10 protein-coding genes are annotated in these 13,794 nt (G+C 62.6%); 2 read left to right on the forward strand and 8 right to left on the reverse strand.

Going from position 1 to position 13,794, the window contains the following annotated elements:
* Window positions 1–12: 12 nt before the first annotated feature.
* From AC0V2Y_RS18210 to AC0V2Y_RS18225, 4 genes are all read right to left on the reverse strand, one after another.
* Window positions 13–630 carry a glycoside hydrolase family 25 protein gene (locus tag AC0V2Y_RS18210; RefSeq protein WP_475416451.1) on the reverse strand — a complete coding sequence of 206 codons (618 nt, stop codon included), beginning with the start codon at window positions 628–630 and terminating at the stop codon, window positions 13–15.
* Window positions 631–679: 49 nt separating this feature from the next.
* The gene (locus AC0V2Y_RS18215) at window positions 680–1,015 is read right to left on the reverse strand and encodes a phage tail protein (protein WP_475416450.1); all 336 of its coding nucleotides are present in this window, start codon (window positions 1,013–1,015) and stop codon (window positions 680–682) included.
* A 275-nt stretch (window positions 1,016–1,290) separates the two neighbouring features.
* Window positions 1,291–2,733, reverse strand: coding sequence for an OmpP1/FadL family transporter (locus AC0V2Y_RS18220; protein ID WP_475416449.1), 1,443 nt, complete (start codon window positions 2,731–2,733; stop codon window positions 1,291–1,293).
* Between the two features lie 198 nt (window positions 2,734–2,931).
* Window positions 2,932–5,637 (reverse strand): bifunctional diguanylate cyclase/phosphodiesterase, encoded by a 2,706-nt coding sequence (locus tag AC0V2Y_RS18225; RefSeq protein WP_475416448.1) that lies wholly within the window; start codon window positions 5,635–5,637, stop codon window positions 2,932–2,934.
* Between the two features lie 263 nt (window positions 5,638–5,900).
* On the opposite strand from AC0V2Y_RS18225, the gene AC0V2Y_RS18230 reads away from it, so the two are divergent.
* Together AC0V2Y_RS18230 and AC0V2Y_RS18235 are read left to right on the forward strand one after the other, a co-directional pair.
* Window positions 5,901–6,875, forward strand: coding sequence for a thymidylate synthase (locus AC0V2Y_RS18230; RefSeq protein ID WP_475416447.1), 975 nt, complete (start codon window positions 5,901–5,903; stop codon window positions 6,873–6,875).
* Window positions 6,875–7,915: an SMI1/KNR4 family protein gene (locus AC0V2Y_RS18235; protein WP_475416446.1), complete on the forward strand. Its 1,041-nt coding sequence runs from the start codon at window positions 6,875–6,877 to the stop codon at window positions 7,913–7,915. The genes AC0V2Y_RS18230 and AC0V2Y_RS18235 overlap by 1 nt, the downstream gene beginning before the upstream one ends.
* Here AC0V2Y_RS18235 and AC0V2Y_RS18240 read toward each other — a convergent pair.
* From AC0V2Y_RS18240 to AC0V2Y_RS18255, 4 genes are all read right to left on the reverse strand, one after another.
* A complete protein-coding gene (locus AC0V2Y_RS18240) occupies window positions 7,912–10,182 on the reverse strand; it encodes a TonB-dependent receptor domain-containing protein (RefSeq protein WP_475416445.1) in 2,271 nt (756 codons plus the stop codon). The genes AC0V2Y_RS18235 and AC0V2Y_RS18240 overlap by 4 nt on opposite strands.
* A gap of 197 nt (window positions 10,183–10,379) precedes the next feature.
* On the reverse strand, window positions 10,380–11,717 hold the full coding sequence (locus AC0V2Y_RS18245; RefSeq protein WP_475416444.1) for a VWA domain-containing protein: 1,338 nt from the start codon (window positions 11,715–11,717) through the stop codon (window positions 10,380–10,382).
* Between the two features lie 9 nt (window positions 11,718–11,726).
* Window positions 11,727–12,980 (reverse strand): TerD family protein, encoded by a 1,254-nt coding sequence (locus tag AC0V2Y_RS18250; RefSeq protein WP_475416443.1) that lies wholly within the window; start codon window positions 12,978–12,980, stop codon window positions 11,727–11,729.
* A 79-nt stretch (window positions 12,981–13,059) separates the two neighbouring features.
* The gene (locus AC0V2Y_RS18255) at window positions 13,060–13,635 is read right to left on the reverse strand and encodes a TerD family protein (RefSeq protein ID WP_034784423.1); all 576 of its coding nucleotides are present in this window, start codon (window positions 13,633–13,635) and stop codon (window positions 13,060–13,062) included.
* Between the last annotated feature and the right edge of the window lie 159 nt (window positions 13,636–13,794).

The raw sequence follows: 13,794 nt of genomic DNA on the forward strand, positions 1-13,794 counted from the left end.
GCCAGGCCGGCGTCAGCAGCGCAGCGCCCGCAGCTGCGCCAGCGAGCCGGCAAAGCGGCTCACGTCCACGGGTCCGGCGACACCCTGCACGCTGCCCGTATCCGCAAACTGCCAGAACGTGTAGCTGGAGGCACCAGGCGGCAGCGCGGGACCGGGCCCGGACGTGTAATGCGCGATCCATAGCGGATCGGCAAGGAACGGCGCAAACGCCCCCACGCAACTGCTCCAGAAGTTGGCATTGGTATAAATGCCTGGCATGCAGCCGAGCCTGTCGCCGACCTGCTGCAGCCAGTCCGCCACAGCCGCCGCATAGGCAGGCTGGGCCAGTCCGGGCTGTTCGACATCGAGCATGGGCGGCAAGTCGCCCTTGACGCTGCCCACCGTGCCGCAAAAGTTGGCCACCTGCTGCGCCACCGGCGTGGAGGGCGAGAAGAAGTGATAGGCGCCGCACAACTGGCCCTGCGCGTTGGCGCCAGCGCGGTTGCTGGCGTACTGCCTGTCGACCCGGCTGCCGCCTTCGGTGGCTTTCAGATAGACGAATGCCGGCGCCGCCGCGCCCCTGGCGACCTGGTCCCATCCGATGACGCCGTTATTGTCCGATACATCCATGCCTTGAAGATAATCTGCCATGCCGCGCTCCTGGTCTCCTGGTAAAGGGTCGTGATTGACGCCGGAATGGCTACCGTGTCCGCAAACCGTAGGTAAATTTGATCAGATAGTTGACGCCGATATCTGTCGGCGCGGAAGCACCGGCAGCGTGGCCGCACAAAAAGCTGCCCCGGTAGTCGGGCAGGCAGAATTGTTCGTCCGAACCGCCATGCAGATAGCCGAGCACGACGAACAGCTCGGGGTAGCTGGCGGCGGCCAGCGTGCGGCCGTCGCACGGCATCCAGCCGCTCGCCTCGATATGCGCACCGGCGCTGTCCCCGGCAAAGGCGACCACCGCACCGACGGGCACGTCGCCGAAGCCAGGCCGGACGAAAGTCGGCGGCAAAGCAGGAAACGTGGCGCTCATGGCCAGGCCTTTCCGCCGCGGGTGGCGCCGCATGGCGGCCACGGGCTGGCGCCTGCCGGCGCCTTCAGTAATGCGGCATCGCCGCTTTGATCAATGTCAATTCGCATGTCATGCCCTTGTCGGTTTTCATGTCCATCCAGACCTGCATCCGGTTTCATTCCAATAATGAATCAACATTTTTCGAAAAGCAAGTTTCGTGCGGCGCGGCATAAAAAAAAAGCGCCCGAAGGCGCTTTTTTCCTTTCATGGCGGCCGGGTCGGTCGCCACTACCTGCTTAGAACTTGTAGTTGTAAGCGAGACCGATCAACTGCATGCGGGTCTTGAACAGGCCCTTGGTGGTTTCACCGTTGCCGGTGCAGCCAGTCATGACGGGCGAGCAGTCATTCTTGTAGTTGACTTCAGCATCCTTGAAGTCGATATAGCTGTAAGCCAGGTCGATCGAGGAATTGGCGTTCAGCTTCCAGTTCGCGCCGATCGAATACTGCATGCGGTCGCTGTCCGGCAAGGCCGGGTGGCGCAGTTCGGCGCTGCGGACCGGCGCCTGGTCGTGGGCGATACCGGCGCGCAGCATCAGGCTTTCGCTGTACTTGTAGTTGGTACCCAGCGACACGCGGTAGGTGTCTTTCCAGTTCTGGCGGATACGCTCGGCGCCTTCGGCCGTCGGCGGGAACTGGATGTCCAGGTTCTGCAGGCGCGAAGTGCGGGTCCAGGTGACGTCGCCCATCAAGGCCCATTTGTCATCCATCTGATGGAAGGCATTGACCGACAGGGTTTCCGGCGTGCGCAATTCCACCAGCGCTTCCGAATTGACCTTGTTCGACGCCTTGGCGATGAAGGCGTTCACGGCCGGATTGCCCGTCACCTGCGAGAAGTCCCAGATGGTGCTGCCCTTGAGCTTGTGCGAAATCGACGAGCGGTAAGCGATACCGAAACGCGTGCCTTCGTTCAGCTGGTACAGATAGCCCAGGTTGAAGCCGAAGCCCCAGTCATGGCCGTCCATCGAGGCGTGGCCATCCTTGATCGGGCCCTGCAGTGCTGCGCCCGCAGCTTGCGCCGCGGCCAGGCCTTGCGTCTTGGCGATATTGGCCAGGAAGGCCTGCGAGGCGCCAGGGGCATACTTGCCCAGGTAGGCGACCGAACCCGGCACGTCCACGCCCTGGCCCAGTTCCGCCTTCATGTATTCGGCCGTCACGCCGAAACCGAACGAGTGGTGCTGGTCCAGCTTGAACGAGACGGAAGGATTCAGGGCGATGGCTTCGAGCTTGATATTGGTGATCGCATAGCGGCCAAACCAGTCGTTGCCGTAGTCGAGCTTGGCGCCATACGGCACGAACAGGCCAGCGCCGACGGTCCACTGCTCATTGATTTTCTTGCTGGCATACAGCGCCGGCGCAAACACGGCATCCGGCGCGTAGTCCTTGGTTGCCGCGTAAGGCGTGCGGTTGCCCGGGAAGAAAGGCTTCGAACCCGAATCCGTGTAGGTCGAATGCGGTACCACGAGGGTGCCGCCGCCCACGAATTGCGTGCCTTCCAGGCGCGACATGCCGGCCGGATTATAGAAAATGGTCGAGGCGTCGGCCGCTTCGGCGCCGCTGGCATCGGCCGTGCCTTGGGCGGAAACGCTTTGCGAGCCGAAACGGTAGCCCGATGCCTGGGCGGTGGATGCGAAGCCGGCGCATGCGACGGCGATGAGGAGGGGCAGATATTTATGTTTCAAGTTGGTCTCTCTTTATTATATGAAGTGTCTTCGTCACATTGTCCCGGGTAGCTCAACCTCACCCGTCCTGCACTGTTCTTGCCGCCGTGAACTCCAATTCACTGACGGCATGAGCGAAGCATATAATATTTCTTAGAAAAAAGCGAACGTTCGCTCTTTTTATGAAACGGCGTTGTTTTCCACGCCAGTCACGACGTTTTACAGTGCCAGCGCCGGGGCTGGCAGCGGTATCAGGAAGCGCTGGTGCATCAGCGCCAGCATCTGTTCGGCCGGCACGGGGCGCGAGATGAAATAGCCCTGCACTTCATTGCACTGCAGCGTACGCAGGATGTCGAGCTGCTCGCGCGTCTCCACCCCTTCGGCCACCACGCTCATGCCCAGCGCATGCGCCATCGACAGGATGGCGCGCACGAACACTTCGCCCTGCTCCGAGCGGCCCAGCTCCATGGTGAAGGCGCGGTCGATCTTCAAGCCATCCATGGCGAATTTCTGCAGCTGCGACAGCGAGGAGTATCCCGTGCCGAAATCGTCGACCAGCAGACGCACGCCCAGCGCGCGGATGGCCGACAGCTGCTCCACGGCACGGTTCTGTTCATCCATCATGGCCGATTCCGTGATTTCCACCTCGATCAGCCGCGCATCGATGCGGTGGCGCGTCAGCGCCGACGCCAGCACCTGGTGCACGTCGCCGCGGCCGAACTGGCGCGCCGAGACGTTGATGGACACGGGCACCAGTTCCAGCCCGCTGGCCTGCCAGCGCGCCATCTGCAGGCATACCTTCTCGATGACGACTTCGCCCAGCTGCGAAATGAGGCCGCTGCTCTCGGCCACGGGAATGAATTCCAGCGGCGGCACCATGCCGTGCTGCGGGTGGTGCCAGCGCACCAGCGCCTCCATGCTGCACAGTTGCCCGCTCATGGCGTCGACGCGCGGTTGGTAGACGACGAGGAACTGGTCCTGCTCCAGCGCCGCCACCAGGCTTTGCTCGAGTTCGCGGCGGTTGCGGATGGTTTCGAACAATTCGGGCTGGAAGAAGCGGTGATGGCCCTTGCCCGCCACTTTCACGGCGTACATGGCGATATCGGCGTTCTTCAGCAGCACTTCCGTCTCGGCGCCATCGCGCGGATACAGGCTGATGCCGATCGAGGCGCCCATCTTGTGGCGCTCGCTGCCCAGGTAAAACGGTTCGTCGAAGGCGATGGCGATACGCTGCGCCACCTGTTCGGCGCGGCTGTCGTCCTCCACCGGGTCGAGCACGACGACGAATTCATCGCCGCCCAGGCGCACCACGTGGTCGCCCGGCCGCAGCACGGCCTTCAGGCGCAGCGAGGCGGCGCGCAGCACCTTGTCGCCCTCGGCGTGGCCCTGCGTATCGTTGATATCCTTGAAGCCGTCGAGGTCGATGAACAGCAGCGCCAGCATGTGCCGCGCGATGGCGGCGCGGCCCAGGGCGCCGGGCAGGAATTGCTGCAGCCAGTAGCGGTTGGGCAGCCCCGTCAAGCCGTCCTCGTTGGCCAGGCGGCGCAAGTCGCGCTCGTGCTCCTTGGCCGTGCTGATGTCTTGCAGGGTGACGGCCAGGCGGTCGCCGCTGCGCACCAGGCGCCGGCGTATCCAGCGCAGCTTGAACGGGTTACCTTCCGGCAGCTCGATCTCTTCCTCGGAAAAGCCGGACTCCATGGCGGCCCGGTAATTGTGGATCAGGTCGCGGAAATACGGCTCGTGGGCGCGCGACTGCAGGCGCATGCCCAGCAATTGCTCGCGCCGCACGCCAAAATAACCGGCGCCCGGCTCGTTGCAGTCGACGATCTCGAAGTCGAGGATGCTGCCATCGGTGCCGCGCAGGGCGGCGATGATATAAAAGCCGTCGCTCGTGCCTTCGGTGGCCATGCGGTAGGCATTGCGCACGCCTTCGGACTGGTGGTGGCGCCACGCCAGGCGCAGCGACAGCATGGTGGCGACGGCGGCAAAAGCCAGCAGCAGCACGGTGACGGCCAGCGCGATGCCGATATAAATGGTGCGCGTTTCTTCGTAGGGGTGCAGCATCTCGCCATCCGACAGGCCGACCACGGCCGTAAACGGATAGGCTTTCAGCGCCTGCCAGCCCACATAGCGGCTTTGCTTGTCGGAAAAAGCGATCCTGCCGCCCGAATGCAGGGCGCCGCTCTCCGTTTCCAGAAAGCTCGTGTCGAGAAACGGCGTACCCTCGCCGCTCTGGCTCGGCAGCACGCGCGACCCGAGGCGCGTGCTGAACAGCTCGCCCTCCTCGCCCACCATGGCGGACATGCCGAACTTGCCGAAATTGACGCTGTTATAGAATTCGGAAAAATAGCTGGAATGGATGGAGATGAGCAGCACACCGTCGAAATTGCCATCCTCGTCTTCCAGCCGGCGCGTGAAATGCACGAGGCTTTCGCCGGCGCCCGGGGTTGCCGCCTCGCTGGCCGCATTGGCCTTGCCCAGCGCGATGCGCAGCGCGCTGGAATTGCTGCGCCAGTGGCGCAGCAAAAAATCGCTGCGCTCGTTGACGCGCAAGCGCTGCAGCGGCGCCGTGGCCGTCACGGCATGGCCCCTGCGGTCGAGGATGGCGACGATGGCAAATTGCGGCAAGGCATACATGCCCTGCGTCTTCAACTGGTCGAGGCGCAAGCGGCCGCGCGAGTTTTCCCACTCATATTTGAGCTGCAAGGTCAGCTGGTCCATCTGCTCCAGGGTGCGCAGCAGATACTGGCTGTAAGCCTTGGCCTGCGAAGACACACTGTCGAGCGCCTGCTGCTGCGCCACCTTCTTTTCCGCCTCCAGCTGCAGCAGGGTGGCCGTCCACAGCACCGCGCACAGGACCAGGCCAAGCAAGGGCCAGGCCAGGATCAGGCGCAGGTTGGCCTTGAGAAAATCGGCCCTGCTCATCTCCACCACGGCGGCGTTATTATTATTTACAAATTGTCGCAAGAACATGAGGATTAACAGGACCGTCTATTTATTGTGTCAAAACAGGAAGAATTTCCACGGAGACATAGAAGTTACCACACGGATATCGATACGTGTAATAGGTTTCACTTTGTCTAATCAAATTATGCTAGTCGCATAGGCTTGTGTTGGTTACAATCCATATCCGGCTGGTGATCGACGTCCTCTTTCGCTAGCTGGGCCCTGTCCCGTTGGAGAAATAGATGCAGCAATACCAAGATTTGATTAAGACCGTTCTCAAAACAGGCAGCTGGCAAGACAATCGCACGGGCATCCGCACCTTGAGCGTGCCTGGCGCCATGATGCGTTTCGACTTGGCCAATGGTATATTTCCTGCCGTGACAACCAAGAAACTGGCTTTCAAATCTGTGATCGGGGAATTATGCGCTTTCCTACGCGCCTCGCGCAACGCAGCAGAGTTCCGTGCATTGGGCTGTAAAGTATGGGATCAAAATGCCAACGAAAACGCACAATGGCTATCTAATCCTTATCGCGAAGGCGAGGATGACCTTGGTCCAATATATGGCGTACAGTGGCGCAACTGGCCAGCATACAAACTACTTGACGCTTGTAAGCATGCGCAAATTAGCGATGCCGAATCTAAAGGATTCAAGATCGTTGATAAAATGATAGAAGACGGCGTGCAAAAAGTGCTGCTGTACAAGGCCGTCGACCAGCTGCGCGAATGCCTGGACACCATCATGACCAATCCCGGCAGCCGGCGCATCCTTTTCCACGGCTGGAACCCGGCAGTGCTGGACGCCGTCGCCCTGCCCGCCTGCCATTTGCTGTACCAGTTCATCCCGAACGCCAGCACGCGCGAGATCTCGCTGTGTCTATATGTGCGCAGCAACGATATCGGCCTGGGCACGCCGTTCAACATCGCCGAAGGCGCGGCCCTGCTGCACCTGGTGGCGCGCCTGACGGGCTACACGCCGCGCTGGTTCACCTACTTCATCGGCGACGCGCACATCTATGAAAACCACCTCGACATGGTGGAAGAACAATTGAAGCGCACGCCGTTCCCGGCGCCCAAGTTTGTCATTTCCGACCGCGTGCCCGACTACGCCAAGACGGGCAAGTACGAGCCGGAATGGCTGGAAAAGATCGAGCCGTCGGATTTCTCGCTGGAAGGCTATGAACACCATGCGCCGATCAAGGCGGCGATGGCCGTCTGATGGCGGTCGCCCCGCTGGCGGCGTTGCACCGCAAGCTGTTTGACGAAACGGACGGCGTGAAGTTTTCCAGCCTGAAAGACCGGCTGCTGAAAAAGCATGCTGCCGACGAGCGGCAAGCCGTGCTCGCCATCCTGACCGCCTACGCCAGGGAAGGCCAGCTGCTGCATTGGCGCGCCTTCCTGATGAGCAATATCGTGCAATTGGCGGAAGCCAATGAACAGACGGCATTTTTTGCATGGGCATTGACGCAGCCCGAACTGGCCTACCGGGCCGTCGATGGCATGCTGAAAAGCACAGGCAAGGACGCTTATGCGCCGCTGGCGGCGCTGGCAGCGTCCGGCGCCGCGCGCCTGGAAGTGCGCGCCAGGGCGATCAAGAGCCTGGCCGTCTTCAGCCGCCAGCCTTTCGATACGGGTTTGCCGCATGACCCCGGCCACTGGAAGCCCGACAGCCTGCCGCTCGACGCCGTGCTGGCCTGGCAAGCGGACGGCTACCCGGATGGCGCAGGCCATGCGGCGCCCGCCACCCACGCGGCGCTCGATGAGCCGCGCACGCCGCTGGAAAAGGCTGCCGCCAGGCTGGAGAAAAAACTGGCGGCCCGGCGCAAAAAGGAGCAGGACCTGGCGCAGCCATCGAACTGGCTGACCATCGCCAGCGCCGCCGACATGGCCGGCATCGCGCAGCGCTGGGCCTTGCCGGAGCAGTACCGGCGCTTCCTCGCTTGCCATTCGCCGCTGCGGGTATTGATCGACAGCCCACAGTATTTCCAGGGCTTGAGCCTGTACGGCGCGGCCGAGCTGGTCAAGGCCCAGCACGGTTATGCCTGGGATACCGTCAGCAGCGCCGCCATCGCCGGCTGGCCGGAACAGTACCTGGTGATTGCCGACGCGGGCGCCGATCCGTATTGCCTGGACCTGGGCGCCATTGCCGGCGGCGATGCGCCCGTGTACACGGCCGAACACGGCATGGGCGCATGGCGCTTCGAGCGCCATGCGGACAGTTTCATCGACTTCCTGAACCAGATAGCGGCAGCGGCCTAGCCTGCTTCGCCTCCCGGCCCGCCCGGGCCGGGACCGCCTGGACCACCGGGTCCGCCCGGCCCCCGTCCGCCCGGCGGACCGAAGCGCGGTTCCCGCTCGCCCTCTTTCGCCGCCGACGTGGCGCCGCCCAGGCGGTACGACAGCCCCACGTAAATCATGCGTCCATCGAAGCGCCGCGTGCTCGTCTCGCGCAGGGACGCGCTGTTGATGACGGTTTCCATCTTGTTGCTGCTGAACACATCGGTCACATTCATGACCAGGCTCAGCTGCGGCGTCACCGTGTGGCGCCAGCTCACGTTCAAGGTATTGTTCGGCGAGCGGTAGCCCTGTCCCGACAGCATCTTGCCCTGCATTTGCAGGGCCAGCTGCAGCTGGTTCGCCGGATTGATCTGGTAATTGAGGCGCGCGCGGCCGCTCAGGGCATTCGCCGTGCGCGTGCTGCGGTTGCCCAGGTCGTCGGAACTGGTCTGCTGGCTGCGCGCCAGATTGCCGCTCGTGTTCAGGGTCAACGATGGCGTCAGTTTGCCGCTGACGCTGAACTCCAGACCGCTCGAATGGCTGCCCTCTCCGTTTTCGCGCGTTGTCAGCAGCACATTGTCACTGATGAAATAGCGGTAATCGACGATGGCGTCCGTGTCGCGGCGGTGGTAGGCGCGCAAGCTGCTTTCCAGGCCAAACAATTTCGTTTCATAGCCGACCTCGAACGAATCCGTCTGCGTGGGTTTCAGCTTCGGGTTGCCGGCCGACACATTGAACTCGTCGCGGTAGATCACGTACGGGTTCAGGTCGCCCGCGCTCGGGCGGCGGAGGCGGTGCGCATAGCTGAAGCGCAAATTGCTCTCGTCGCTGACCTTATACGTGGCAAACAGGCTGGGAATATAGTTGATGTAATTGTTGCCGGCCTCGACGCCGCTGGTGATCTGGCGCACGTTCAAGTCCGTGTATTCGGCACGCAAGCCGGCCAGCGCACCCCAGCGCTCGCTCAGGCGCATCTGGTAGGAGCCGTACAGCGCGATGGTGCGTTCGTCGAGCTCGAAACGGTTGCTGCGCATGGGGTTGACGGTCTCGGCCAGGCTGGCCGGGTTGATGTCCGTGTACAGGGTGTCGAAGCTGCTCTTGTTGTCGGCCACCTTGTAGCCGAGCTTGGCCGTGCCGCCCGCCAGCGGGCGCTCGTAGTCGCCGCTGAAGTCGACGATGCGGTTGCCCGTCTCGCTGTGCTGGCGCGCGCGGCTGTCGAAGGCATTCACGGGCGCGACCGCGTAGGTATTCGCGTAATCGCTGTCGCTCTCGTTGGTCGACGACGACACGCGCAAGTCAATCTTGAGGGTTTCGCCCGGCAATTCTCCCTTGTGGTCGTAGCGCGCGCCCCAGCTGTAGTTGCGGCTGTCGCCGTTGCGCACGGTACTGCGCACATAGTCGCCGATGGTGCTGCCCGTGCTGTCGCCATTGATGTAGCGGTCGAGCGAGCGCTGGTCGTTGCTGCGCCCGTTATACGACACGCTGGCGGCCAGGGTATCGTTGGCGTTCAGGTTGTAATTGACGGTGCCGTGCAAGCCCAGCGAGTCGTTCAAGCCATTGCTGGTGGACTGCTGGCTGCTGGGGGCGAACGCGCCCGTGCCACGCTCCAGGCGCTCGCGGCTGACCTCGGCCACGGAATTGCGGCCGTCATGGCGCACATTGATGCCGCCCTGGTAGCCCCACGGCCCCTCGTTATAGGTGCCGGAGACGGAGCTGTTGTAGCGTCCGGCGATGCCCGCATTCGCGTTGACGGTGGCAAAACCGCCCGGCTTGCGGTTGCGCCGCATCACCAGGTTCAGGATCGGGCCGCCACCGGCCTCGTTGCCGAACTGGGCGCCGGGATTGTTGATCACTTCCACGGATTCGATATCGTCGGCCGCCATGGCGTTCAGGGTAGCGCCGCGCGAATCGCCCTGCAGCATGGCCGATGGCTTGCCATCGATCAATATCTGCACATTGCTGCTGCCGCGCAGGGACACGGACCCATCGGGATCGACGGCCACCGACGGCACATTGTTCAAGGCATCGGCCGCCGTGCCATTGCTGCTGCCGACGTCGGATTTGACGTCGTAGACTTGCCGGTCGATGCGGCCCGTGGGACGTTCGGCCGTCACGCTGACGGAAGGCGGAGACCCGGCGGCCGGCGCCGGCTTGACGGCATTGTCGCCGGTGACGGTTTGCGCCTGGACAGCGGCGCCGGAGACGAGCAGGCTGCCGCCCGCCAGGCAATGGAAAAGAAGTTTATGCATTTGGCTAAAAGATCATCGAGACGCTACGGATGAGGCACTACGCCGCAGCGTGAGAGCACATGTGTGGGCACAGTTCAAGCATGCCACGATTGCAAGGAGCAAAGCAAATGCGAACCATTGTTATTTACTTCAATTTACAAATCTCTTGCACTTGTGGCCGTACAGCCTCATCCGATGACCTTTGCGCTATCTTTACGTTACCTCAGCAAGCCATTGCCGCGCGCCAGTTTCAGCCAGCCCGGATACTCCGTCATCAATAAATCATACAGTTCCGCATCGCTGTGCTCGTCGGGCGAGCTGACGGAAAAGTAGTTGGCATTGTCGACCAGGCGCCCCTGCAATTCATCGAGCTTTTCCAGGAAAGGGAAGTCCGAATCGGCAAAGGCGGCGAGGAACTTGCTTTTCGACTTGCGCCCCTTGCCGATGCCCATGAATTGCCAGAAGATGGGCTCGTTACTCGCCCAGCGCAATTGCTTTTCCGTCGTCGCCTGGTCGCTGGTGCCGCCATCGGTCACGAACATCACGTACACGGGCAGCTCGGCTGCGACGGGCCGCGTGCGCTCGCCGCCACGGGCATCAGGAAAATAAAACGCGCGGATCGCCTGCATGGCGGCGCCGTAGCGCGTGTCGCCCTCGAGCGGATGGCGCTGTATGGCCTGGCCCACATAGGTATTGCAATTACTCAAGGCCATCGGTGCCGGATGGTGGACGTTCTTGCCGAACAGGAAAACATCGATCTCGCCATCGTCGTCGAACTTGCAGCCCAGGGCCAGGATGCGCTCGGCAAAGCGCTGCACCAGCCCCTCTTTATATAGCCGTCCCATGGAGCCGGAGATATCGAGGCACAGACAGACCTTGGCGCGGTGCTCGGACAGACCCACTTTTTGCAGGGACACGCCCGCCTGCTTGACCAGGCTGACCAGTTGCGGCGCCTCGCGTTCGACGCGCTTTTCCAGGTTGATCTTCGCCTGCATGACGGCCGAAGCCGCCGCGGCAGGAGCGGCAGGGGTTGCCTGGTCGACTTCGCCGCCGAAATGCTGCACCAGCGCATCGAGTCCCCCATTGAAACCCTGGCCCACGGCCATGCAGCGCCAGCCGCCATCCTTGCGGTAAATTTCTGCCAGCATGACGGCTTTTTCTTGCGCAAAATCAGACCCGGCAAAGGCAAAGCGTGCCAGCTCGCGCCCGCCCGCCTGCAGGCGCACGTGGCCGGCTTGCAACTGCGACATCACGCCGCCGCCATCGATGGAGGCCGTCACGACAAGGCGATCGATTCCGGCCGGCAAGCGCGCCAGTTGCAAGGCAAACTCGGCCATGTCGCCGCCGCTGCCCGCGCGCGCTTCCACGCCGCCGCACGGCGTGCGCGGCTGGTTGAAAAAGGTCATGTAGCGCTCGTCGGACAATTTGCCGCCGGCATCGAGGCCGAAGCAGGCCACGTCCAGCGCCAGGCCCTGCGCGGCGACGCCGATGTCCAGCACGCCGTCGGGAACGAGATTGGCCAGCGGCAAGCGCTGACCCTTGCTCAAGGTTTCCATCAGTATCTCCTAGACAATGTAACGGCGCGGATTGTCCGCGTTGCAATCTTCTTCGTCTTCCTTGTCCTCGCCCTTGAAGACGACGGGACCGTTGAAGGCCAGTTGCAGGTTCTCGCCCTGCCAGCTCAGCCACGGCGTCGCTTCGCTGCCGGGCTCCGACGTCTTGCCGGACGGCTCGAGGATGATGCTGTCGGGCGTGACGCGCGCCATGCCGATCACATAGGTGTAGACGGAATCGTCGTCGGCAGCCTTGGACAGGCGGAAATCGAAGTCGCACTCGACGATCTGCTGGCCATACTGCATGACCATCTTCGGCCGCATGGAGGCGACGGAAACGGCGCCATTGGCCACCGCCGAATACACGCTGAAGACGAGGCCCACCGTGCCGCCGTAATGTTGCGCCAGCGCAGGATTGACTTCCACCGTTTCCGTGGCCGGTTCCTTGCCCGCCGCACCGGCCACGTCGCCCAGGTGGCGCACGAAAGGCATGCGGTCGAAGTTCCCGGCCGTGTCCGGCGCCTGGATGAAGCGCATCTGGCCGTTCGGCAAGAGGATGCCGACCCGCAAATCGAGATCGTCGTTATCGTCGTCGCCATCGCCGTTGTCGACCCAGGTGGCCTTGACGGTCAGTTTGTTCGGCGCGCCCGCGCCCTTTTCCAGCGACACCTTGTGCGTCTGCCCCGCCTTGGTCAGCGAGATCTTCGACAGGGAAATCTTGGGCGCCGGCACCGGTGCCGCGTCCGCCTGCGCCACTTCGCCGCCGAAATGCGCGACCAGGGCGTCGAGTCCGCCATTGAAACCCTGGCCCACGGCCATGAAGCGCCAGCCGCCGTCCTTGCGGTAGAACTCGCCCAGCATGACGGCTTTTTCTTGCGCGAAATCAGATCCCGCATACGCAAAGCGGGCCAGCTCGCGCCCGCCGTCGAGCAGGCGCAGGTAGCCGCTGCCCAGCTGCGCCATGGTGGCCGCCCCATCGATGGCGGCCGTGACGACGAGGCGCTCGATGGCGGCAGGCAAGCGCTCCAGCTGATAGCTGAAGCCGGCCGCATCGCCGGACGGCGCGGCCGTTTCCACGCCGCCGCATGGCGTGCGCGGCTGGTTAAAGAAAGTCATGTAGCGGTCGTCAGACAATTTACCGGCGGCATCGAGGCCGAAACAGGCAAAATCCAGCGGCACGCCCGCGCTGGCGAGTCCCAGTTGCACGACGTTGCCCGTGACGAGGCCGGACAGCGCCAGGCGCTGCCCCTTGATCAGGTTTTCCATGGAATCAGGGTAGATAAGAAGGGGGGATACAGAACCGGGCAGCGATGCCACCCGGCACATTTACGCAAAAATTTGCTGATTACGCATTAATTCCAAAGGAGCGTGCCAGTGGCCCCAGGCCGCCTTTGAAACCTTGGCCGATGGCCTTGAATTTCCATTCGCTGCCGGCGCGGTAGATTTCGCCGAAGATCATGGCCGCTTCCGTCGAGCCGTCTTCCGACAGGTCGTAGCGGGCGATTTCCGCGCCGTTGTCGCCGTTCAGGCAGCGGATGTAAGCCTTGCCCACCATGCCGAAGTTCTGCTTGCGGTTTTCCGCATCGTGAATAGTGACGGCCACGGCGATCTTGTCGATGTCGGCGGGTACGTTGGCCAGGTCGACGGCGACTTTCTCGTCGTCGCCGTCGCCGCCGCCCGTGGTATTGTCGCCCGCGTGGACGATGGAGCCGTCAGCCGATTTCAGGTTGTTATAAAAAATGAAATCAGCATCGGAGCGGGCCTTGCCATCCGTTTTCAACAGGAAGGCGCTGCCGTCCAGGTCGAAAGCGGCACCATCGGTAGCGCGCGGGTCCCAGCCCAGGCCAATCACGATTTTCTTCAAGCCAGGAGCTTCCTTGCTCAGGTTGACATTGCCGCCTTTTTGCAAACTGATCGCCATGGTAATTCCTCTTTAATGTGTGGGTTGTATTCGGTGTTTCAGCTCACGTCGCCGGCACGCCGGCTTGATGAGCCATGAGCCTACCATAAAGTTCCTGCTTGTCAGCCGCGCACTATTGAAAATAATGCCATGCGGAAAATACCGTACGGCCGCCCCGAT

It is taken from the genome of Janthinobacterium sp. BHSEK, assembly GCF_056174685.1.